At 55.1% G+C, this 21,891-nt stretch carries 18 protein-coding genes; 12 read left to right on the forward strand and 6 right to left on the reverse strand.

The features are described from left to right. The 10 genes from miaB to NQF87_RS02355 all read left to right on the forward strand — a co-directional run bounded on the left by miaB (window position 1) and on the right by NQF87_RS02355 (window position 13,044). On the forward strand, window positions 1–1,386 hold the full coding sequence (miaB, locus tag NQF87_RS02310) for a tRNA (N6-isopentenyl adenosine(37)-C2)-methylthiotransferase MiaB (RefSeq protein ID WP_266126802.1): 1,386 nt from the start codon (window positions 1–3) through the stop codon (window positions 1,384–1,386). Then, on the forward strand, window positions 1,383–2,486 hold the full coding sequence (locus tag NQF87_RS02315) for a PhoH family protein (protein ID WP_266126803.1): 1,104 nt from the start codon (window positions 1,383–1,385) through the stop codon (window positions 2,484–2,486). The genes miaB and NQF87_RS02315 overlap by 4 nt, the downstream gene beginning before the upstream one ends. Continuing rightward, window positions 2,458–2,946: an rRNA maturation RNase YbeY gene (gene ybeY / locus NQF87_RS02320; RefSeq protein WP_266126804.1), complete on the forward strand. Its 489-nt coding sequence runs from the start codon at window positions 2,458–2,460 to the stop codon at window positions 2,944–2,946. The genes NQF87_RS02315 and ybeY overlap by 29 nt, the downstream gene beginning before the upstream one ends. 49 nt (window positions 2,947–2,995) lie before the next feature. After that, window positions 2,996–3,880 (forward strand): hemolysin family protein, encoded by an 885-nt coding sequence (locus tag NQF87_RS02325; protein ID WP_266126805.1) that lies wholly within the window; start codon window positions 2,996–2,998, stop codon window positions 3,878–3,880. A gap of 83 nt (window positions 3,881–3,963) precedes the next feature. Beyond that, window positions 3,964–4,614: a thioredoxin domain-containing protein gene (locus tag NQF87_RS02330; RefSeq protein ID WP_266126806.1), complete on the forward strand. Its 651-nt coding sequence runs from the start codon at window positions 3,964–3,966 to the stop codon at window positions 4,612–4,614. A 45-nt stretch (window positions 4,615–4,659) separates the two neighbouring features. After that, the gene (locus NQF87_RS02335) at window positions 4,660–9,207 is read left to right on the forward strand and encodes a coiled-coil domain-containing protein (protein WP_266126807.1); all 4,548 of its coding nucleotides are present in this window, start codon (window positions 4,660–4,662) and stop codon (window positions 9,205–9,207) included. A 150-nt stretch (window positions 9,208–9,357) separates the two neighbouring features. Beyond that, window positions 9,358–10,014 carry a metallophosphoesterase gene (locus tag NQF87_RS02340; protein ID WP_266126808.1) on the forward strand — a complete coding sequence of 219 codons (657 nt, stop codon included), beginning with the start codon at window positions 9,358–9,360 and terminating at the stop codon, window positions 10,012–10,014. Next, window positions 10,004–10,342, forward strand: a complete 339-nt coding sequence (locus tag NQF87_RS02345) for a chorismate mutase (protein ID WP_266126809.1) — start codon at window positions 10,004–10,006, stop codon at window positions 10,340–10,342. The genes NQF87_RS02340 and NQF87_RS02345 overlap by 11 nt, the downstream gene beginning before the upstream one ends. Window positions 10,343–10,466: 124 nt before the next feature. Then, the gene (locus NQF87_RS02350) at window positions 10,467–10,847 is read left to right on the forward strand and encodes a glycerol dehydrogenase (RefSeq protein WP_266126810.1); all 381 of its coding nucleotides are present in this window, start codon (window positions 10,467–10,469) and stop codon (window positions 10,845–10,847) included. Then, window positions 10,840–13,044 (forward strand): pyrroloquinoline quinone-dependent dehydrogenase, encoded by a 2,205-nt coding sequence (locus NQF87_RS02355; RefSeq protein WP_266126811.1) that lies wholly within the window; start codon window positions 10,840–10,842, stop codon window positions 13,042–13,044. The genes NQF87_RS02350 and NQF87_RS02355 overlap by 8 nt, the downstream gene beginning before the upstream one ends. A gap of 116 nt (window positions 13,045–13,160) precedes the next feature. Here the strand turns inward: NQF87_RS02355 and NQF87_RS02360 are convergent, their stop codons facing one another. Beyond that, window positions 13,161–13,415 (reverse strand): hypothetical protein, encoded by a 255-nt coding sequence (locus NQF87_RS02360; RefSeq protein ID WP_266126812.1) that lies wholly within the window; start codon window positions 13,413–13,415, stop codon window positions 13,161–13,163. Window positions 13,416–13,620: 205 nt separating this feature from the next. On the opposite strand from NQF87_RS02360, the gene NQF87_RS02365 reads away from it, so the two are divergent. Next, the gene (locus NQF87_RS02365) at window positions 13,621–14,364 is read left to right on the forward strand and encodes an orotate phosphoribosyltransferase (RefSeq protein WP_266126813.1); all 744 of its coding nucleotides are present in this window, start codon (window positions 13,621–13,623) and stop codon (window positions 14,362–14,364) included. A 90-nt stretch (window positions 14,365–14,454) separates the two neighbouring features. Continuing rightward, window positions 14,455–15,300 (forward strand): glutamate racemase, encoded by an 846-nt coding sequence (murI, locus tag NQF87_RS02370; protein WP_266126814.1) that lies wholly within the window; start codon window positions 14,455–14,457, stop codon window positions 15,298–15,300. On the opposite strand, the gene NQF87_RS02375 is transcribed toward murI, so the two are convergent. From NQF87_RS02375 to fabI, 5 genes are all read right to left on the reverse strand, one after another. Beyond that, on the reverse strand, window positions 15,276–16,223 hold the full coding sequence (locus NQF87_RS02375) for a polyprenyl synthetase family protein (RefSeq protein ID WP_266126815.1): 948 nt from the start codon (window positions 16,221–16,223) through the stop codon (window positions 15,276–15,278). The genes murI and NQF87_RS02375 overlap by 25 nt on opposite strands. A gap of 335 nt (window positions 16,224–16,558) precedes the next feature. Continuing rightward, a complete protein-coding gene (locus NQF87_RS02380) occupies window positions 16,559–17,581 on the reverse strand; it encodes a ribonucleotide-diphosphate reductase subunit beta (protein WP_266126816.1) in 1,023 nt (340 codons plus the stop codon). A 106-nt stretch (window positions 17,582–17,687) separates the two neighbouring features. Next, the gene (locus NQF87_RS02385) at window positions 17,688–19,580 is read right to left on the reverse strand and encodes a ribonucleoside-diphosphate reductase subunit alpha (RefSeq protein WP_407651991.1); all 1,893 of its coding nucleotides are present in this window, start codon (window positions 19,578–19,580) and stop codon (window positions 17,688–17,690) included. Window positions 19,581–19,793: 213 nt separating this feature from the next. Continuing rightward, complete coding sequence (gene aroC / locus NQF87_RS02390) at window positions 19,794–20,888, reverse strand: chorismate synthase (RefSeq protein ID WP_266126818.1); 1,095 nt, start codon at window positions 20,886–20,888, stop codon at window positions 19,794–19,796. Between the two features lie 11 nt (window positions 20,889–20,899). Further along, complete coding sequence (gene fabI / locus NQF87_RS02395) at window positions 20,900–21,751, reverse strand: enoyl-ACP reductase FabI (RefSeq protein WP_266126819.1); 852 nt, start codon at window positions 21,749–21,751, stop codon at window positions 20,900–20,902. Between the last annotated feature and the right edge of the window lie 140 nt (window positions 21,752–21,891).

A 21,891-nucleotide genomic window follows, 5' to 3' on the forward strand; every position in this document is an offset into this window, starting at 1 on the left:
ATGCCAGAACAGATTTCTTTCTCTCCGTCACGCGGCCTGCACATCATCACATGGGGATGCCAGATGAATGTCTATGACAGCGCACGCATGGCGGATGTTCTGCGCCCCCTTGGTTACAGCCCCGTTGATCTGCCCGACAATGCGGATATGATCATTCTCAACACCTGCCATATCCGTGAACGTGCTGCCGAGAAGGTTTTCTCTGAACTCGGGCGACTGCGTCAGATCCGTGAAGCCCGTAAACTGGAGGGAAAAGCAACCCTCATTGCCGTGGCTGGATGTGTCGCACAGGCCGAAGGCAAAGAGCTGCTGGCCCGTGCCCCTTATGTAGATCTTGTTCTGGGGCCTCAGACTTACCACCGCCTGCCAGAAATGGTTGCCCGCATTGCCCGGGCTGGTGGCAACGTCATAGATACGGATTTCCCTGTTGAATCCAAGTTCGACCTCCTCCCGGAAGAAGCTGCTCCCCAGAATGAGGGTAACCTGACAGCCTTTCTCACCATTCAGGAGGGATGTGACAAATTCTGCTCCTTCTGTGTAGTACCTTACACACGAGGAGCTGAAACAAGCCGCCCGGTAGAATCCATCCTTGCTGAAGCAGAGCGGCTTGTTGCCAGCGGTGTCAAAGAAATCACCCTACTGGGACAGAATGTAAATGCCTATCACGGCGACTGGAAAGACGGCACAGCCAGCCTGCCAAAACTTGCAGCCATCCTTCATGAGACAATTCCAGACCTAAAAAGACTGCGCTACATCACCTCCCACCCACGGGACATGGAACAGGCCCTGATTGATGCCCACAGAGACAATCCCATTTTCATGCCTTATCTCCACCTACCGGTCCAGAGTGGATCAGACAAAGTTCTGAAAGCCATGAACAGGGGGCACACGGCCGATGAATATCGGGACATCATCCGCCGCCTGCGAGCAGTTCGCTCCGATATTGCCCTGACATCGGACTTCATTGTGGGGCACCCTGGTGAAACTGACGAAGATTTTGAAGCAACCATGCAGCTGGTGCGGGACATCCGTTTCGCCAGTGCTTACAGCTTCAAATATTCACAACGCCCGGGAACGCCTGCCGCTGGGCAGCCTTTCCAGGTAGCCGAGGATGTCAAGGAGAAGCGACTGGCCGTCTTGCAGGCTCTCCTCCGGGAGCAGCAGGATGCATTCAATGCTTCTCTTGTCGGAACAGTTCAGGATATTTTGGTCACAGGAATCGGTCGTAAGCCGGGACAGCTGAACGGACGGTCCCCTTATCTTCAGCCCGTTCACTTTGATGGAGATCCATCCCTGATCGGGCAGATCATCAGGGTTCATATTACGGCTCCCTTTACCAATTCCCTCGGTGGTCACCTCTATGAACAGGAAGGCACAGCCGTTTGAGCCGTTCTCCTCGAACTCCCTTTTCTTCCGGTCAGGAAGGACATCGCACAACAACCCTCCGTTTTGAGGATAATCACCGTTTACAGAAAGTTCTCGGCGATCATGACCGTCATCTCATCCGCCTGGAGCAGGGAACAGGAACACGTCTGGTCTGTCGAGGGAACCGTGTAGCCATCTCTGGTGAAACGGAGGCCGTAAACAGGGCACAGGCCGTACTTCAGGCCCTTTACCAGCAGGCCAGTAAAGGGATGCCTGTTGATGGTGACCAGGTTGACGGTGTCATTCGCCTGACAGCCCTTCCATCTCACCACCGCACTCCACGATCTTTCTCCGCAGAAGAAATGGCTCCTCCCATGGATTCTTCCTCTCTGGACAATCTTCCGCACATCCAGACAAAACGTGGAGCCATCGCGCCCCGTTCTCCCGGACAGAGTACCTACATGAAGTCCCTGGCTAACAGGGAGCTTGTCTTCGGTATTGGCCCTGCGGGGACAGGAAAGACCTATCTGGCCGTGGCGCAGGCCGTTGCCATGTTTCAGGCGGGACAGGTCGACAGGATTATCCTGTCCCGCCCCGCCGTTGAGGCTGGGGAACGCCTCGGCTTCCTGCCGGGAGACATGAGGGAAAAAATCGACCCCTATCTCCGCCCCCTTTATGATGCGCTTCATGACATGATGCCCGGCGATCAGGTATCCCGTCGTATGGCCAGTGGAGAAATTGAAGTCGCCCCTCTCGCCTTCATGCGTGGCCGGACGCTTGGACATGCCTACGTCATTCTTGACGAGGCTCAGAATACCACTCCTGCCCAGATGAAGATGTTTCTCACACGCATGGGAGCGGGCACACGCATGGCCGTCACTGGTGATTTAAGCCAGATTGACCTTCCCCGTGGAGTAACATCCGGTCTGAAAGACGCTGTAGCCACACTGGAAGGCGTCAAGGGAATTTCTGTCTGTTCCCTTACCGCAGCTGATGTTGTCCGGCATCCCCTTGTCGCCCGCATTGTCGAGGCTTACGATCAGCAGGCTGTCGACGTAACACCTGACCATCATCACCCCTACCGGACCCATCATGAAACGCCCTACCACCCCTCACGCTGAGGTTCTGATTTCCGATCCACGCTGGCGGGCAACGCTGGGAAATGTGGAACGACTTGTTCAACAGGCATGCCGGATGACCCAGCGTCATGGGCATATTTTCTCAGATAATGCACCGGGGCCTTCCTTCGTTTTTACCGACAACCGACACATCAAAAAGCTCAATTCCCAGTTCAGAGGGAAGAACAAGCCAACCAATGTTCTGACTTTTGAACCTCCAGCCCCCATGCTGGGGGGAGACATCATCCTCGCCTATCAGACCGTGCAGCGTGAAGCCAGACAGGTGCACAAGAGCCTCCGGGCGCATACGGTTCATCTAATCGTGCATGGCCTTCTACACCTTGCAGGTCACGATCACCACCATCCTGGAGAAGCCCAGCGAATGGAAGGACTGGAAACATTTATCCTACGAAGGATGGGGTTTGCTGACCCATGGAAATCACGCCCCTGCATCTCCAACTGAAACAGCCACCCCCTTACTACTGTCCATCAACAGGAACCTCTCTTTCCCAATGAAACTTTTCCACCGCAAGGCACGCACAAAGACCATCAGGCAGCATATCGCTGACTTCGTCCGGGAAGCCGCCAGTCAGGGGAAAACAAATCCTGATTCTCAGGAATTAGACAGGCAGGAGCGTGCCCTCATCATGAATGTCCTTCGCCTGCGTACCATTACGGCTGATGATGTCATGATTCCCCGAGCTGACATCGTTGCCATGCCGGATGATCTTTCCTTTGATGAAGCCTTGGGGCTGATGCGGGAGGAAAACCATTCCCGCATGCCGGTCTATCACAAGGAGCTTGACGACATTATCGGGATGATCCATGTCAAGGATCTGGTTGCCCATATCGGAACAGATGAGCCCTTCACCCTCCGCTCACTCCTGAGACAACCTATTCTGGTCGCTCCCAGCATTCCCGTGCTGGACCTCCAGCTTCAGATGCGGCAACGACGCACTCACATGGCTCTCGTCATCGATGAATATGGCAGCATTGATGGCCTCGTGACCATCGAAGATCTGATCGAAACCATCGTCGGGGACATTTCAGATGAACATGACGAGCCTGTTACAACCCCCTGGTTCAATCGCCCGGATGGCACGATTGATCTGGATGCCCGTCTGCCTGTGAAAGAGCTTGAAGAACGGCTTGGCCCCGTTCTGACACGGGAAGAACGGGAGGCCGAGATCGAGACTGTCGGCGGTCTCGTCTTTCACCTGGCCGAGCATGTCCCAGCCCGTGATGAAGTTCTTGTCCATCCTAGTGGACTTGAATTCCGTGTCATTGATTCCGATGCTCGCCACATCCTGACCCTGCGGATGCGTGTACCTCCTCATCTCAGACGCCAGCCTTCCTCTACAGAAGAACAGACATCCTCATCTGACACAGCCTCTTGACGGTAAAGTCTCTCTTGCCGTTCATGGCTGAATAAACCTGTTAACCACACCTGTTCCACTACATAGTCCAGCAAGGAATCATCATGACAGTTCAGCCCCTCCTCTCACGTCGTCACCTACTAACTGGTGGTCCCGCTCTCTTGGCCGCTGGACTGACCGTAAGCAGCCTTGCCTCACATGGAACAGCCCATGCCCAGACACCCGCACCAAAAGATCCAAGACTGGCCTCACGCATCGTTGGAAATGTGCAGGCCCCGGTACTTGTTCAGGAATGGTTCTCTCTCACCTGTACCCATTGCGCCCATTTTGCGACAGAGATATTCCCAAAGGTGAAGGAACAATTCATCGACACAGGCAAGATCCGCTACCAGTTCCATGACTTCCCACTGGATCAGGTAGCCCTGATTGCCGCCATGGTTGCCCGCTCTCTCCCGGAAGACCGCTATCTGCCCTTTATTGAATCCCTCTTCTCCCGTCAGATGCAGTGGGCCTTCTCCAACGGTGACCCCGTCGCCCATCTCAAGCAGGAAGCCGCTCTGGCCGGTATTGCCCCGAGTGAATTCGATAAAATCAGCAAAGACATGGCGTTCGGGCAGGAACTGTACCAACTGACCCAGCAGGACGGGCAAACCTACGACATCAAGGGTACGCCCTATTTCCGCTTCAACAAGACGCCCTTTGCACAAGACCCTGAAACACTGGAAAAATTTGCCGAACTCGTCAGCAAAGCCTGATCCTGTCCCTTCTTCTCTTCATCGTTACAGCCTGCACGGGATTCAATGACACAGCACAAAGCGACCACGACCCGCCTTGATATTGTCGGTTTCAAGAGCTTTGCTGATGAAGTCCATCTGGACATCCTTCCCGGCCTGACAGGAATTGTCGGTCCCAATGGCTGCGGCAAGTCAAATATTGTGGAAGCCCTGCGCTGGACGATGGGAGAAACATCAGCCCGTGCCCTTCGTGGTGGGGAAAGTGATGACCTAATTTTTGCGGGCACAGGCAATCGGCCTGCCCGCAATCTGGCCCGTGTCACACTCCACCTCAAGGCCGCCACAGGACTGGCCCCGGTCCCCTTCCAGCAGGCAGACGAACTGGAGATATCCCGTCAGGCAGAGCGTGGTTCTGGCAGCACCTACCGCATCAACAATCGTGTCATGCGAGCACGGGATGTACAGACCATCTTTGCTGACCTCTCATCAGGTGCCCGCAGTTCATCCATCATCAGCCAGAATCGTGTCAGCCAGCTGATTGCTTCCAAACCGGAAGAACGCCGCCTTCTCCTGGAAGAAGCTGCCGGGATCACCGGCCTTTATGTCCGACGGCGTGATGCCGAGCTGAAACTCCGGCAGGCTGAAAGCAATCTGGAACGGGCTGAAGAGCATCACCAGTTACTGGACCAGAAACTCAATATACTCTCCGCACAGTCTGAACAGGCCCAGCGTTATCGAACGGTCTCCGAAGAGATACGCCAGCATGAAAAATCTCTTCTTGTCCTTCAACACGCCAGAGCTGAACAGCTGGTTCAGAGCCGTCAGGCCGCACTGGGCAAAGCCAGAGAAGCCCTGAGCAAGAGCGAACAGGCTCTTCAGACAGCGCAAGAGCACGTCACTGCGCAAATGAAGAAACGTCAGAAGCAGGAAGAAGAACTGGCAGCCCTGCGCCCCCAAATGGAACAGAGGCGTATTCGCATTGAGGTGGCACAGGCCTCACTCAAGCACAGAAAACAGGCCTCCGAAGAGAATGCCCGCCAGCGTGCCCAGCTGGAAGATGATCTGGCTCGGCAGAAAGAAGAACTGGCCCGACTGACCGAACAGCAGCACACAACAGAACAATTCCTGGAACAGCTCACAGCCCAGCAGGACGTCCTTGCTGCGCAGGCCCCCACCTTGGCCAAGACACTCACAGCTCTGAAAAAGCAGGAAGCCGACCAGCAGACTGAACATGCTACTCTTTCTGCCAAATATCAGGATGGCACACTTCAGCATGAACGGTTACAGAGCCATCAGCAAGCTCTGTCCAGACAGATATCTGATGACCGACAGAATCTTGAACGCCTGCAGACCGAATTAAAAACTATTGAACAAGACTGTCTACAGAACACTCCAGCGGACAGCACGCACCAGCAGGTGTCAGATAGTCTGGAACAGGCCGCTTCTTACGAACGCCACGCCAAAGAGGCTACTGCTCACTTTCAGGAACAGCGTCTTCTCTGTGAACGGACACAGCGTGACCTACAGGACGCACAAAAGCAGCTTCAGCAGCTTCAGCAACGTGAAAAAGAGCTATCCCAGTCTATCATCAGACAGCAGGCCCGCCTAAAAACCGCTCAGGAACAGGCTCAGCAGATCGGTCAGGAGCTGCTTGATGAAGCAACCAAGGAACAGCTTCAGCAGACTTGCACAAAGATGCAGGAACAGACTGAGCAAGCAACGCAAACTGAGAAGCAGCTGACCCAGAAACGGGAAAATGCTGAACACACATGGCTGACAGAGAAAGCCGCACAAGAAAAGCAGCAGCAACGTCGTCTTTTTCTGCAACAGGAACTCGTCCGGCTGGCAGATCAGATAAAAGAACAGCAGGCCCGCCACACCAAAGCGCAAACAGCCCTGGAAGAAGCCAGAAGCAAAGCCCTTACAGACGAGGAATTACAGACTGCCCAGACCAATCTGGAAAATCTAACAGAACAGGTAAAAAAACGGAGTGAAAGCCTTGTTCAAATCGAAGAGCAGCACACCGCCCTTCTGAAAAAAGAGCAGGATACACAAGCGGACCTGCAACAGACTGAAACTGCTCTGCTGCGCTGCAAAGGAGAACATGAAGGGCTGCAACGCAGCCTACAAAGCAGCCTCCTTTCCATTCCTCACCCCGTCATGGAACGGCTGACCATTCCTGATGAGTTGACCAACGCCGTTGTCAGTGCCCTGACAGATGGTCTGGAAGCATCACTTCCCCGCAGAGGAGAGACACTCACCAACACACCACGCCAGTGGTACGCCTTACCTCCCTTCACGGAACAGACAGAACCCCATTCAGCCCTTGCCAGCCTTCCAAATCTGGCAACCCTAATTGAGACCCCAGCCCCGCTGGAGCGTGCATTCCAGGCCATTTTCCTTCTGGAAAATAATGAGACAGGCCCCTCTCTACAGAAACACCTCCAGCCCGGTCAGTCACTCGTTTCAAAAGATGGTGCCCTATGGCGATGGGATGGCTTCATCCGTCAGTCCAATACTCCAACGGCTGAAATGATCCGCCTTCAGCAGGCACAGAAACTGAAAAAGACGGAGGCTGCTCTCGAGACGCTAAGCCAGCAGTATGAGTCTCAGAAGCGGCATGCTCATGAAATCCAGCAGAAGCGTGAATCACTGGAGCAGGCTCTGGCAGAGCAACGTCAGAACCATGAGGTAAGTCGGGACAAACAGGCACAGCTCCACCATCAACTGGAAGGCCTGAAGCAGCGACATGCTTTCCAGCAGGAACAACTGACACTCCTCCAGGGTGAAGCGACCACACATGCAGAACAGCTGGCCCGCACGACAGGGCAGCATGATGAAACTCGCAAAGAACTCGCCACTCTTCCCGAATCAGACAACAGAGTGTCCGAAGCGGCTACCATTCTTCAGACCCTACGGGAACAGGAACAGGCAGCACGCCAGGCACTCGATTCTGCCCGTGCCCAACTACAGAAAGCCGAAGCTGACCAGCAGCAGGCCCTTTTCAGAAATCACTCCCTCGCCACACGGCTGGAAGAGCTGACACAGGCCATCGCCCAGCTTGAACAGGATATGAAAGAGCAGAATATTCAAAAACAAACAATTCTGGACAGTCAGCAACAGATCAACCTTTCTGCTCTCCAGGCCGATATGGCAAAGGCCCAGTCTGCCCTGCAGCTGGCCCAAAAAGCGGCCACTGACGCAGCACAGAAGGCCGATACGATTCGTAAACAGGCCACCACCCAGGAACAGGCCTTCCAGGAACAGACCCGTCTTCTCGCTGGACTACAAGCACGTCGTGATAGCCTGTCCCAGCAGATACAGGCCCTTAAAGCCATGCTGGAAAATCGTCTGAACGAAGAGTCACGCTGCCAGAAAGACCAGTCTCAGCTCCCTAATACGACTTCCCTGAAAGAAAAACTTGATCAGGCAACAACTCAACTGGCCAGAACTAGAGAGACCTTACAGCAGGAACAGGCAAAAAATAATGCCCTGACACAGAAATGTTCCCTCCTGAAAGAACGGCATGAACATTTACAAGCCGATAATCGGAAACAGAGCGAACGCCATGACCAGCTACAGGTCCTCATCGAAGACTTGACCGGACGTCATGCCACCCTGCTAAAAGCCTCCTCCGTCCAGACTGATGAGAGCGACGTCTCTCAGCATGAAAAACAGCTCCAGCAGGATATGGAAGCCCTCAGGAAACTGGAAGCAGACGGGCAGACCCTGGCCACACAGCTTTCCCACATCACAGCTGCCCTACAGGAACAGCAGACCCTGCTGGAGCACCATAAGGAAAGCAACAGCCGTTACCGTGAAGATGCCATCCGTCTGAAAGAGCGTGCTGAACAGGCGGAGGAAACACTCTCCCTTCTGCGCCATGATGCCCCATTACCAGAAGAAGCAGAAGTACCGGAGAGCGTTTCTGCCGAAGCGGAACAGGTCCTGTGCCAATCCCTGAAACGGGCCATCAGACGCCGTGAAGAGATGGGACCGGTCAATCTATGCGCCGAGGAAGAATTCCAGACAGCACGGCAGGAAGCCGAACGAATCGCCAAGGAGCATCAGGACCTGTCCGCAGCCATCGCCCGACTGCGTGGCGGGGTCGGGGCCATCAACCGTGAAGGGCGGCAACGCCTCATGGCCGTCTTCGCCGACATTAACGCTCATTTCCAGAAACTCTTTACCCGCATGTTCAACGGTGGCAAAGCCCATCTACAGATGGTTGGCAATGACGACCCACTGGAAGCAGGACTGGAAATCTTTGCCCAGCCACCGGGCAAGAAACTCTCCACTCTCTCGCTGCTCTCCGGGGGAGAACAGGCTCTCACGGCCCTGTCCCTCATCTTTGCAGCCTTCCAATGTACCCCTGCTCCCATCTGCGTGCTAGATGAAGTCGACGCTCCCCTTGACGACGCCAACGTGGAACGTTTCTGCACTCTGATCCGGGACATCACTAAAGAAACAGGTACTCGCTTTCTGGTCATCACCCATCATCAGCTGACAATGGCCCACATGGATCGTCTCTACGGCGTCACGATGCAGGAAAGGGGTGTAAGCCGCCTGCTTTCTGTGAATCTCGACGAAAGCATCCGTATGGTAAATGGTTGACCTTCTGCCATTATCATCAGACAATCACTGCCTTTCTTTAAGGCAGCTGGAGGCTGAGTTTCCAAAATCGTGAGCGATCGACCTATCTTTTCAGAACCACGGCTTGACGAATCGGTTTTATCCCATATTCGCAAGCATGGCCTTCGCATTGTGGGAGACGTACACGGTGATCTCAATGCTTTCCGTCATGCCATCGCTACGAAACGTTTCGTCATCCAGCTGGGTGATCTCGTCGATCATGGGCCTGATAGTGCCGGCGTTCTGGAAACCATGCTGGACCTGCTGGAAACCCGCAGGGGCATGTTCGTTCTCGGCAACCACGACCGTAAACTAGGCCGCGCACTGGAGGGACGACGTCTCCGTCGTGATCTCCCTCTGGAGACGACGCTCAGGCAGATACAGGCCTCCACAGCTGAAGACCTGGCCCGCCGTTCCTATGAGGCCATTGCTCAAGCCCCTGCATGGCAGCGGCTTGGCAACCTGCTTTTCGTGCATGGAGGCTTTCATACAGCCATGCTGGCCGGACCGCCACCAACAACCGGCCTTGCTGACATGTCTGCCCCTCTGTCCCGCGCCCTGTTTGGCGAAACCACCAGCCGCCTTCAACCTGACGGTTACCCAGAGAGACGACTGAGCTGGCTCAACCGTATTCCTGAAGGCATCACTGTCTATGTCGGGCATGACAGACGTTCCCTTGATGGGCGTCCCCTGCACCGTACGGGCCGCTTGGGCGGAAAAGCTGTCTTTATGGACCTTGGTGCCGGAAAAGGCGGCCATCTTGCATGGATAGACCTCAATGACTTCTAAGCCACACACTACACTCTCAGAGCCGACACGGCAGCTAGCCACGCTTCGGCAGCGTATCGACAATATTGACGCAGCACTGATCTACATGCTGGCCGAACGTTTCCGTTGTACAGGCGAAGTAGGAAAACTGAAAGCCTCCTTTCAGCTGCCCGCCTGTGATCCCGTTCGAGAAAAAGAACAGCTGGCCCGTCTTCATGCTCTGGCGCAGGAGGCTGGACTTGATGCCGTCTTCACGAAAAAGTTTTTTACTTTCCTTGTTGGAGAGGTCATTGCCAGACATGAAGCTGTTGCTGCCGAACACTGCTCAGAAACAGACACCTCAGCCTGACAGAAAATAGTCTAATCTGTTCTACCTATCAAAATCATAAATTAACCTTAACTATCTATTTTTCCATCCTCCAGAACTGACACCATAGTTACTGCATGATTACTGCTAGACTGGAGGTAGCATTGTGTCATCATTATCAATTTCCAGACCAAAACTAGGGCCTGTAAGGCTGGCCATCTGTGCCCTGGCTCTGCTGGTCCTTCTATTCGGACTTTACTTCGTTATTTTCGGTTCATGGCTCATCCTGCTGGGCGGGTCTTGGTATTACACACCGTGCGGCATTCTGCTCTGCATTTCCGGCGTCTATCTCTTCCGGCAGAACCCGATCGGCGTGTGGAGTTATCTTCTCGCCTGGGCACTGACCATTCCCTGGACCATCTATGAGGTTGGCTTTCATTTCTGGGGCTGGCTTCCCCGTCTCTTTGGCCCCACCCTGGTTGCCATTGCCGTTGCCGCCTGCCTTCCCCGTCTCCTTCGCAACCAGAAAGCAAACTTCAATGCGTAATCAGGCCCATCTTCTTGGTCTTCTGCTAGGTGGGACCATCCTTGGCGTATCATTCCTGCCAGCACAGGCACAGTCTCCTGCTCCACAGGACACTCAGCCCAGCACCAGTTACATCACCATTCCCGAGGCACAGACGGCCTCCAGCGTGTTCCACGATCCGGCTCCCAGTACGCCACAGGCTCCCGGTGTGAATGCAGCCAACCTGCCCGATATTGACGAGCTGCCCATCGACCAGCTTCCTCAGGCCGTTCCGCAGGAAAGTGCGAACCCTAAACCGGAAGACTGGCCGGCTTACGGGCGTGACGACAGGGCCACACGCTATTCCCCCCTGGCACAGATCACGCCAGAAAATGTCGGGAAACTACAGCGGGTTTTCACCTATCATACGGGCGTTCTGCTTCCCAAGGGCAAGCTCAACAGGCTGGCTCCAGAAACAACGCCCATCAAGGTCGGCGATTCCCTGTATCTCTGCTCTGCCACCAATGACATGATGCGTGTCGATGCTGTCACGGGGAAAGAGAAATGGCGGTTTCATTCCAATGAAGGCTACGACGCCATTCCATTCACTTCTGCCTGTAAGGCGGTCACGTACTACACGTCCTCAACAGTCCCGGACGGGCAGCCCTGTCACAACCGCATTATTGAAGGTACGCTGGACAACCGGCTGATCGCCGTTGATGCTAAAGACGGAAAACTCTGCGAAGCCTTCGGTCATGATGGTCAGGTCAATCTCATGCAGGGCATGGGCTGGTCCGTTCCCCGCTTTGTAGCCGTAACCAGCCCGTCTCCCATCGTCAACGGCGTGATTGTCGTCAATCATGAAGTGCTGGATGGCCAGAGACGCTGGGCACCTTCCGGCGTCGTCCGGGGTTACGATGCCGAAAGCGGTAAATTCCTCTGGGCATGGGATGTCAATAATCCTGACAATCATCACCAGCCTGACAAGGACCATTATTACAGCCGTGGAACCCCCAATTCTTGGGCTGCCATGATAGGGGATAATGCCCTCGGGCTTGTTTATGTCCCGACGGGCAATTCAGCTGCTGACTATTACAGTGCCCTGCGCAGTGATGCTGAAAATCGGGTGTCATCGTCCGTCGTGGCTCTTGATGTCCGCACTGGTGCGCCCCGCTGGGTCTTCCAGACCGTCCACAAGGATGTCTGGGATTACGACATCGGCTCACAGCCTACCCTGTTTGATTATCATGCTGATGACGGCAGCATCATTCCAGCCCTCATCATGCCCACCAAACGGGGACAGACCTTCGTCCTGGATCGTCGGACAGGCAAACCCCTCCCTGACTTCCCGGTCGTGGAAAAACCAGTCCCCAACCCTGGTTTTGTTCCAGGCGACCCACGGGCACCAACACAGCCTTGGTCCACTGGCGTACCCCGTTTTGGTTTCCCTGAACTGACCGAAGCGGACATGTGGGGGGCATCCCCTCTGGATCAGCTGGCCTGCCGCATCAAGTTCCGTCAGGCACACTATGTTGGCGAATTCACACCACCTACCATCAAGCAGCCATGGATCGAAGATCCTGGCTATAATGGAGGCAGTGACTGGGGCAGCGTCTCCTATAATCCCCAGACGGGAATCCTGCTGGCAAACTGGAGCCATATGCCCATGTATGACCAGCTCGTCAGCCGCAAGGAAGCCGACAGGCGGAAACTGTTCCCTCTTGATGTACCACAGCATATTTCGCGCCCCGGGGTTTCTGCTGGCAATGCTCCACAGGCCGAAACGCCTTATGGGGCACTGGTCAGTCCCTTCTGGAATACCTTTACGAAGATCATGTGCAATGCACCGCCTTATGGCATGATTACAGCCATTGATCTGAAGGCCCATAAGGTACTGTGGCAGCGGCCATTTGGTTCTGCACGGGCCAATGGTCCGTGGGGCATTGCCTCACACCTACCATTGACAATCGGTACACCCAACAATGGTGGAACGCTCATGACCGCCGGAGGACTAGCCTTCATCGGTGCCTCAACGGACAACATGATTCATGCCATTGACCTCAAGACAGGCAAGACCGTCTGGACGGACGTGCTGCCCGGCGGAGGACAGGCCAACGCCATGACCTATGCCGTCAATGGCCGCCAGTACGTCGCCATCATGGCAGGCGGACACCATCTGATGGGAACACCCGTCTCCGACTCACTGGTAGTCTATGCCCTGCCTGAACAGGAAAAATGACATTGGCTCGCTTCTTCTGGCCGTTCATGAATGGCCAGAAGGAGAACAGCCTCAGACTAAAAAAGCGGAACCTCTTCATTGGAGAGGTTCCGCTTTTCATGTCATCTGGCCCGCCTTTAGCGAGGATTTGTCGGTGGGCAGTCACAGCCACGTGTAGGAGCATTGGAACGCCGGATGATATGATGATCAATCCATTCTGAGACAAGAAGCCGTGCCTCGGGTAAGGAAGCTTCTGGATGGTGTATCCGATACAGGGTGGTACAGGCGGCAAAAATTTTCATCTCGCTCTGCCCCATATCATGCAGTTCCTGATACGCTGTAATTACGGCGCGTTCGCATTTACGACCGATATGACCGGTATCAACTTTCATATCCTACAACCCCTACGATACCCTGTTTCCCTAGGGAAAAACCTTCATCAAAGAAGGGAGAAAGCCTTTATCGCTTTCGCAAATGACAGGATAAAGCGTCATCAATAAGAGAATGGGCAAAAAAGGCATCTTCGCCCTACCCCTCTCCCCTTCTAACGGGTAGATGTCTCCAAAGGAACCATTTTTCGAGATTACGGAGAGAATAATGCCTGCATCTGGCACAGCATCAAATCTGGGCATCCGCCCCACACAGTGGGACCGTGATGCTGCGCTGACAACGGCGCGCATTCTTCTGGAAATCAAGGCCATCAACTTCCGTCCCGGCGAACCTTACACGCTGACCTCCGGCTGGAAATCTCCGGTCTATATCGACTGCCGCAAGATCATTTTCTTTCCCCGTGCCCGCAAGAAACTAATGGAACTGGCTGTTGAAAAGATCGGCCGTCACATCGGATATGAAAGCATTGATGCCGTCGTTGGTGGTGAAACAGCAGGCATTCCCTTCTCCGCCTGGATTGCCGACAGGCTGATGACACCGATGGCCTATGTTCGCAAGAAACCCAAAGGCTTCGGTCGCAATGCACAGATCGAAGGTGATGTGCCAGAAGGCATGCGTACCCTGTTGGTGGAAGACCTGACGACAGATGGTGCCTCCAAAATCCGCTTCGCCAATGCCCTGCGTGAAGCTGGAGCCATTGTAGACCACACTTTTGTCGTCTTCTTCTACGGGGTCTTCCCCGGTGCCCAGAAAACCCTGCAGGGTATGGGTATCAGCCTTCATGCGCTCTGCACATGGTGGGATGTTCTGGAAGCCTGCTCGGACGGGCAGTATTTCTCTACTGAGGATAGTGCAGAAGTCCGCCGCTTCCTCGAAGATCCGTGCAGCTGGTCCAAGGCTCATGGTGGCGTCGGCAGCGCAGAAGAAGCCCTCGCCTTCAAACGGGGCTGATCTCCCCCGCTCTCCGTGATCTACAGAAAGGGAAAGAGGATAAAAGCCCTTTCCCCTTTCTGCCAGCCATTGCACTAGGAGAAGCCATCCATGTCGACACCATTCTCTCCCCGTATTCTGGTTTTTGATTCCGGTATCGGGGGACTTGGCGTCGTTCAGGCACTACGCAGTCTGGCCCCTTCCCTGACAATAGATTATCTCGCCGATACGGCCCTTTTCCCCTATGGCGAGCAGCCGGACGACGTTCTTCAGGAGCGCATTGTCGAGCTGATTTCCCAGGCCTGCGAGGAGCTGAACCCCTCTCTGGTCATCATTGCCTGTAATACGGCCAGCACCCTGGCCCTGCCCATTTTACGGGAACGGCTGACACTTCCCATCGTAGGCTGTGTTCCCCCCATCCGCTGGGCAGGACGTGTCTCCACTACCCGAACCATCGGCCTTCTGGCCACGAGTGCCACGGCACGGCGACCTTACCTGAAACAGCTTCACGAAGACTTCGCAGCCGACTGCCAGCTGCTGGTACACGGTTCCCGCCATCTGGCCAACATGGCCGAACGGGCCTTCAGGGGAGAACAGCTTGACCCCGCCGAAGTACAGCAGGAACTGGCCTGCCTTCTCCAACAACCCGGCGGCAACAGAATAGATACTGTGGGGCTGGGCTGCACACATTACACGTTCCTGATGCCGTACTTCCAGCGTCTTGGACCCACAGGCATCATGTGGCTGGACCCCGCCCCCGCCGTTGCCCAGCAGGCTCTCCGACGACTGGGCGATAGCGTGGAAGCCCCACCAGCCGCAGACCTCTCCGCACCATCAGACCGCTTTTACCTGACGGCCCCACCATCTGAGGGGCAGGACCTTGCCAGTCATATAGCCTGGCTTGGATTCACCAATGGATGGCAGGTTTTCCCTTACCGGGCACGCTCGACCGTATAAAGTACAGTTCCACGCAGAAGGTTCTTCAGGCCACTTTCCGGGAAGCAGGCAAGAGCTGCCACGGCTTTCTCAGCATAATCACGGGCACGCTCAATCGTGATCCGGATGGCATCTCTCTGGGCAATGATCTCCAGAGCATGAGGCAGATCATCCTCTGTCTGCTCATTCTCTTCAATCACACGCTTCCAGAACCGACGCTCTTCTTCTGTTCCCTGCTCATAGGCAGCCAGCACAGGGAGCGTGATCTTGCCCTCACGGAAATCATCCCCAACCGTCTTGCCCAGGACCTGCTGATCAGCCGCATAATCCAGAGCATCATCCACCAGCTGGAACGCCATGCCTAGATTGGTTCCATACTGTTCCAGAGCCAGCTCGGCTTCACGATCATGCTGTGCGACCACGGCACCAACCCGGCAGGCTGCTGCAAACAGAGCAGCTGTCTTGCCATGAATGACTTCCAGATACCGTTCAATCGGCGTGGAAAGATCGTTCTGCGTGGACATCTGCAACACTTCACCTTCGGCAATGGTTGCGGAGGCCGCTGACAGAATGGCCATGACTTCCAGAGACCCATCCGCCGTCATCAGCTGGAAGGAACGCGCAAACAGGAAATCCCCCACAAGCACGGAGGCCTTGTTCCCAAACAGAGCGTTGGCCGAAGCCATGCCCCGCCGCAGGGTGCTTTCATCCACCACATCATCATGCAGCAATGTGGCCGTATGAATGAACTCCACACAGGCTGCCAGCCTGATATGCCGTTTCTGTCCTTCCTTTTCCCCATACCCGCAGAGACGGGCAGAAGCGAGCGTCAGCAGAGGGCGCAGCCGCTTCCCACCGGCAGCCACAAGATGCGCACCAAGCTGAGGGATAAGAGGTACAGAGCTTTGCATCCTGTCTATAATGGCCTGATTACAGGCTATCATATCATCGGCAAGATAAGCTGATAGGGCCTTAAGGGCGTCTTCTCCCCTGACCTCCTTACCTACGGCCTCGCCGCCAGATGCACCGTGGGGCTCTGATGAGGAAGAAACCAAAACGCACAACTCCAGTTCCGCCCAGCCCAGACTACTTAGAATGGGCGACGTCGACCAACTGCCCTCCCCGTCTCCTCTGCCTCCCATATGGCGTTCCGGCAGGAAGATGACAGTCATCCCTGATTAAAAAATAATTCCAACCATATGAGCAGCAAAGAAGCTACGGTCAAGACAGTCCGGGCCATAAACCGCTCAAATGACGGGTATTCTCCTCTGTCCGCAGCTCAGGAAAACACCCCACTTTCGAAGGCATCTTCCCATGTTCCCTGAGTGGACGCACGGGAATATTCCGTTGCACGATTTTCAAAGAAATTCGTGTGCTCGACAGCGTTCAGCATGTCATCCACCCACGGCAACGGATTTTCCTCAATGCCATAGATCGGGTCCAGACCCAGCTGGATCAGGCGGCGATCTGCAATGAAACGGATATAACGCTCCACCTGTTCTGCAGAAAGCCCTTCCACCGGCCCCATCTCGAACGCAAGTTCGATGAACGCATCCTCGTGAGAAACGGTCTGACGGGCAATCTCCACCAGCTCGGCCCGGAAATCTTCCGTCCATATCTCGGGATTTTCCCGAATGAAGGTACGGAACAGACGGATCATGGAGAGGCAGTGAAGTGTTTCGTCTCGCACAGACCAGGAAACGATCTGCCCCATCCCCTTCAGCTTGTTGAAACGGGGGAAGTTCAGCAGGATGGCAAAAGACGCAAAAAGCTGAAGCCCTTCCATGAAGGCCCCGAAGGCTGCCATTGTCTTGGCAATCTCACGCTTGCTGTTGATGTTGAAGGACTGCATGAAATCATACTTGTCCTTCATTTCCTTGTATTTCAGAAAGGCGGAGTATTCCGTTTCCGGCATCCCGATCGTATCCAGAAGGTGGGAATAGGCCGCAATATGGATGGTCTCGATGTTCGAGAAACATGAAAGCATCATCAGGACTTCCGTCGGCTTGAAGACCTGACTGTAATATTTCATGTAAGCGGAGTTCACCTCCACATCAGCCTGCGTGAAGAAGCGGAAAATCTGCGTGACAAGATTCTGCTCGGCCTCTGACAGCTTGCGGTGCCAGTCCTTCACATCCTCAGCAAGAGGAACCTCCTCCGGCAGCCAGTGCAGACGCTGCTGGGTCAGCCAGGCGTCATAGGCCCAAGGATAGCGGAACGGCTTGTAGACCGGATTTTCGACCAGAAGATTGGCCTGCTCGGCAGATTCAGGGGCCTGTGGCAAGGGAGTGCCATCTGTCATTTCTCAAAACCTTCTTTTCTCTGGGGCAGCCCCTCCGGGCTGAATCACTCTTCTTCAGCCGGCAAGAGCCAAGAACGGACAGGCCCTCACCGTCATGCTCTCCATCTTACTGGCAGGAGAGACACTCTTCATAACTTCCGGCACCAGTTTCCGCATGACGCTGTGTTGCCTGCGGAAGATGGTCGTCATCACCATCCATAATGTCACGCTTCACGGCAACATTGGAAACCGTATCCGCCCTCTGGATGGAAAGGGAGCGGCAGTAATACAGAGATTTAACGCCCTTCTTCCATGCCTCGTAATGAATACGGACAAGGTCACGCTTGTGCACATCCGCTGGCAGGAACAGATTGACCGACTGTGACTGGCAGATGAACGGCGCCCGATCTGCCGCATGTTCAACAACCCAACGCTGGTCTATCTCAAAGGCTGTCTTGAAAACATCCTTCTCATCCTGCGTCAGGAAATCCAGATGCTGGACAGACCCCTTGCTCAGCGTAATGGAAGACCAGACCTCATCAGTATCCCGGCCATATTTCTGGAGCAGCTTGGCCAGATGGCGGTTACGCACCGTGAAAGAGCCAGACAGTGTCTTCTGGAGAAAGACGTTGGCACTGATCGGGTCAATCCCCGGGCTGGCATTACCCGCAATGATGGAAATGGATGCCGTTGGAGCCACGGCCATCTTGTTGGAAAAACGTTCCTGGAACCCGTATTCTTCGGCGTCCGGGCAAGGCCCACGTGTCTTTGCCAGCTCACGGGAGGCCTCGGCTGTCTGCTTTGAAATATGCTCGAAGAACTTCTTGTTCCACACCTTCGCCATGACGCTGCCAAACGGCACCATCTTGGACTGAAGGAACGAATGGAAACCCATTACTCCCAGCCCGACAGACCGTTCCCGCATGGCCGCATAACGGGCATGAGCCATGTCATCAGGCGCATTATCAATGAAATCCTGCAGCACGTTATCAAGGAACAGCATCACATCCTTGATGAACTGCGGATGATCTTTCCACTCGTCCCAATATTCCAGATTCAGGGATGACAGACAGCAGACCGCCGTACGGCTCTTGCCATGATGATCAATCCCGGTCGGCAGGGTAATTTCTGCACAGAGATTGGAGGTCTTCACCTCCAGCCCTGCAAGACGGTGATGCTCGGGACGGGCACGATTCACCGTATCGGAAAACACGATATATGGCTCACCCTGTTCCATGCGTGCCGTCAGAAGACGGATCCACAGGGCACGGGCCGACACTTTCCGGATGACGCTATGATCTTTGGGGGAAATCAGCGGCCACTCTTCATCACCGACCACAGCCCGCATGAAATCATCCGTCAGCAGAACACCGTGATGCAGATTGAGGGCCTTCCGGTTCGGGTCCCCCCCTGTGGGGCGGCGCATCTCAATGAATTCTTCAATCTCAGGGTGCCAGATCGGCAGATAGACCGCCGCAGACCCACGCCGCAGGCTGCCCTGACTGATGGCCAGCGTCAGGCTGTCCATCACCCGGATGAACGGGATCACCCCGGAGGTCTTGCCATTACGGCCGATATTCTCCCCGATGGACCGCAGATTGCCCCAGTAGGACCCGATCCCGCCCCCCTTGGCAGCCAGCCAGACATTCTCATTCCAGAGACCGACAATCCCTTCCAGACTGTCTTCCGACTCATTCAGAAAGCAGGAAATCGGCAGGCCACGATTCGTGCCACCATTCGACAGAACCGGCGTGGCAGGCATGAACCAGTGACGGGACATATAGTCATAAATCCGCTGGGTATGCCCTTCATCGGCACCGTACCGGGAGGCAACACGGGCAAAAAGCCCCTGATAGGTCTCCCCGTCCAGCAGGTAACGGTCATCCAGGGTGGCCCGTCCAAAATCTGTCAGAAGTGCATCACGCTCAGGAGACGTCCGGACAGGATGACGTCCCGGAAGCTGAACAACATTGGGAAAAAGTTCGGGCTCTTCAGGCCCGCCCGTTGGCTGAGCGAACATCTGCGCATCATGCATTCTCATGAATCGAGCCCCTCATTTCGGCATCATTTCTGGCTTGTCTGGCCCCTCATCTCCCACGGATGAAAGACGCATTTCAAGGCTTGTTTTTCACACGCAATTATGTCTTCGAGGAACATATAGGGGTGAATGAACAGCTTTTAACACTATATCTTGTTAACGGTCAGTAGATTTTCAACCAGACGGCAATAATTTTCAGAGCCATCCACACTGGGCATGATTGCGCAGGAGCTGGTCAGCCAGAATACAGGCCATCATGGCCTCAGCGACAGGAACAGCCCGGATACCGATACACGGATCATGCCGTCCTCTGGTCCTCACATCCACGGCCTCGCCATCCCGTGTCAGACTTGGCACAGGAATCAGGATGGAGCTGGTGGGCTTAATCGCCATGCGAGCCACCACTGGCTGCCCGGTTGAAATACCCCCAAGAACTCCTCCAGCATGATTGCTAAGAAAAACGGGTTCCATAGGGTTTTCTGAAGGACGGATGGGGTCGGCATTTTCCTGCCCATGCAATTTCGCTACCCCCAGACCGTCACCGATCTCCACGGCCTTCACGCCATTAATGCCCATCAGCCCACCGGCCAGCTCGGCATCCAGCTTGCCATAAACGGGTGCGCCCAAACCGGCCGGTACACCTTCTGCCACAACCTCCAGCGTGGCCCCGATGGATGAACCAGCCTTCCGCACGGCATCCAGCTGTTCACCCCAGAGCGGCACCATTGCAGCATCCGGTGAGAAGAATGGATTCCGTTCCACCTCATCCCAGTCCCAGCGGGCACGGTCCACGGACTGCTCCCCGATCCCTGTCAGGGCACCCCGAATGACCAGCTGCGGCCCGACCAGTTCCCGAAGAATGACCCGTGCCACGGCTCCCGCCGCCACGCGCATGGCCGTTTCCCGGGCGGAAGAACGGCCACCACCACGATAGTCCCGGATGCCATACTTCAGATCATAAGCAATATCAGCATGGCCGGGACGGTATTGCCGGGCAATCTCCCCATAATCACGGGAACGCTGATTCGTGTTCTCGATCATCAGAGAAATAGGCGTTCCGGTCGTCTGGCCTTCAAAGACGCCGGACAGAATCCGGACCTCATCCGGTTCACGACGCTGGGTCGTGAACCGGGACTGCCCCGGACGTCTTTTCTCCAGCCAGGGCTGGATGTCATCCTCCGACAGTTTCAGGCGAGGTGGACAGCCATCAATGACACAGCCAATGGCAGGACCATGACTCTCCCCCCATGTCGTGACACGCAGCAGACGCCCAAAACTGTTTTCAGACATTGGTCAAGTCCTTATTCCCCGGATGAAAGGCTCATGTCAGGAGCTTCCGGATTTTTCATGCCAATGATGTTGTACCCGCAGTCAACATGGTGGATCTCACCTGTCACACCGCTTGAAAGATCGGACAGCAGATACAGGCCGGAACCACCCACATCCTTTAGGGACACGTTGCGCTCCATCGGAGCATTGACCTGGTTCCAGCGCAGAATGTACCGGAAGTCACCGATGCCATTGGCGGCCAGTGTCATGATCGGCCCGGCGGAAATGCCGTTGACACGGATATCGTCACGACCCAGATCAACCGCCATGTAACGGACGGATGCCTCCAGAGCCGCCTTGGCCACGCCCATCACATTATAATGGGGCATGACACGTTCAGCACCGAGATAAGTCAATGTCAGGATGGAGCCACCCTCATTCATCATGGCTGATGCACGACGGGCTACCGCCGTGAATGAGAAACAGGAAATATCCATCGCCTGGAGGAAAGCCTCACGAGGCGTATCCACATAACGTCCGCGCAGATACTGTTTATCGGCCCAGCCAATGGCATGCACGACAAAGTCGATCCTGCCCCAGGCTTTTTCAATCTCGTCAAACGTGGCGTTGATAGCTGAATCGTCACTCACGTCACAGGGCAGGACCATGCTGGAACCAACACTTTCTGCCAGCGGACGCACGCGCTTGCCCAGGGCTTCCCCCTGATAGGTGAACGCAATTTCGGCCCCCTGATCGGCACAGGCCTTGGCAATGGCCCAGGCAATGGAATTCTTGTTTGCCACACCCATGACGACACCACGCTTGCCAGCCATAAGCGTTCCTTTGGCTGTTTCCTGCTGTGAATGCGTTTCCGTTTCTGACATGGTCAGCTCCCCTGAGGATAATCTTGCGTCTGTAATAATTGGGTCATCTCGTCGCACAAGGATGGTCACACGGCAAGGGTTCTCTTATCACGAGACAGAGTTTTTTCTGCTCCATGCCCGTTGTCCCGGGAGATGGTGCA

Source organism: Bombella dulcis (assembly GCF_026385505.1).
Lineage (GTDB): Bacteria > Pseudomonadota > Alphaproteobacteria > Acetobacterales > Acetobacteraceae > Bombella > Bombella dulcis.

Coding starts and splice junctions, on each gene's coding strand:
- miaB (WP_266126802.1), top strand. CDS start 1: ATGCCAGAACAGATTTCTTTCTCTCCGTCACGCGGCCTGCACATCATC.
- ybeY (WP_266126804.1), top strand. CDS start 2,458: ATGAAACGCCCTACCACCCCTCACGCTGAGGTTCTGATTTCCGATCCA.
- NQF87_RS02325 (WP_266126805.1), top strand. CDS start 2,996: ATGAAACTTTTCCACCGCAAGGCACGCACAAAGACCATCAGGCAGCAT.
- NQF87_RS02330 (WP_266126806.1), top strand. CDS start 3,964: ATGACAGTTCAGCCCCTCCTCTCACGTCGTCACCTACTAACTGGTGGT.
- NQF87_RS02335 (WP_266126807.1), top strand. CDS start 4,660: ATGACACAGCACAAAGCGACCACGACCCGCCTTGATATTGTCGGTTTC.
- NQF87_RS02345 (WP_266126809.1), top strand. CDS start 10,004: ATGACTTCTAAGCCACACACTACACTCTCAGAGCCGACACGGCAGCTA.
- NQF87_RS02355 (WP_266126811.1), top strand. CDS start 10,840: ATGCGTAATCAGGCCCATCTTCTTGGTCTTCTGCTAGGTGGGACCATC.
- NQF87_RS02360 (WP_266126812.1), bottom strand. CDS start 13,415: ATGAAAGTTGATACCGGTCATATCGGTCGTAAATGCGAACGCGCCGTA.
- NQF87_RS02365 (WP_266126813.1), top strand. CDS start 13,621: ATGCCTGCATCTGGCACAGCATCAAATCTGGGCATCCGCCCCACACAG.
- murI (WP_266126814.1), top strand. CDS start 14,455: ATGTCGACACCATTCTCTCCCCGTATTCTGGTTTTTGATTCCGGTATC.
- NQF87_RS02375 (WP_266126815.1), bottom strand. CDS start 16,223: ATGATAGCCTGTAATCAGGCCATTATAGACAGGATGCAAAGCTCTGTA.
- NQF87_RS02380 (WP_266126816.1), bottom strand. CDS start 17,581: ATGACAGATGGCACTCCCTTGCCACAGGCCCCTGAATCTGCCGAGCAG.
- NQF87_RS02385 (WP_407651991.1), bottom strand. CDS start 19,580: ATGTTCGCTCAGCCAACGGGCGGGCCTGAAGAGCCCGAACTTTTTCCC.
- aroC (WP_266126818.1), bottom strand. CDS start 20,888: ATGTCTGAAAACAGTTTTGGGCGTCTGCTGCGTGTCACGACATGGGGG.
- fabI (WP_266126819.1), bottom strand. CDS start 21,751: ATGTCAGAAACGGAAACGCATTCACAGCAGGAAACAGCCAAAGGAACG.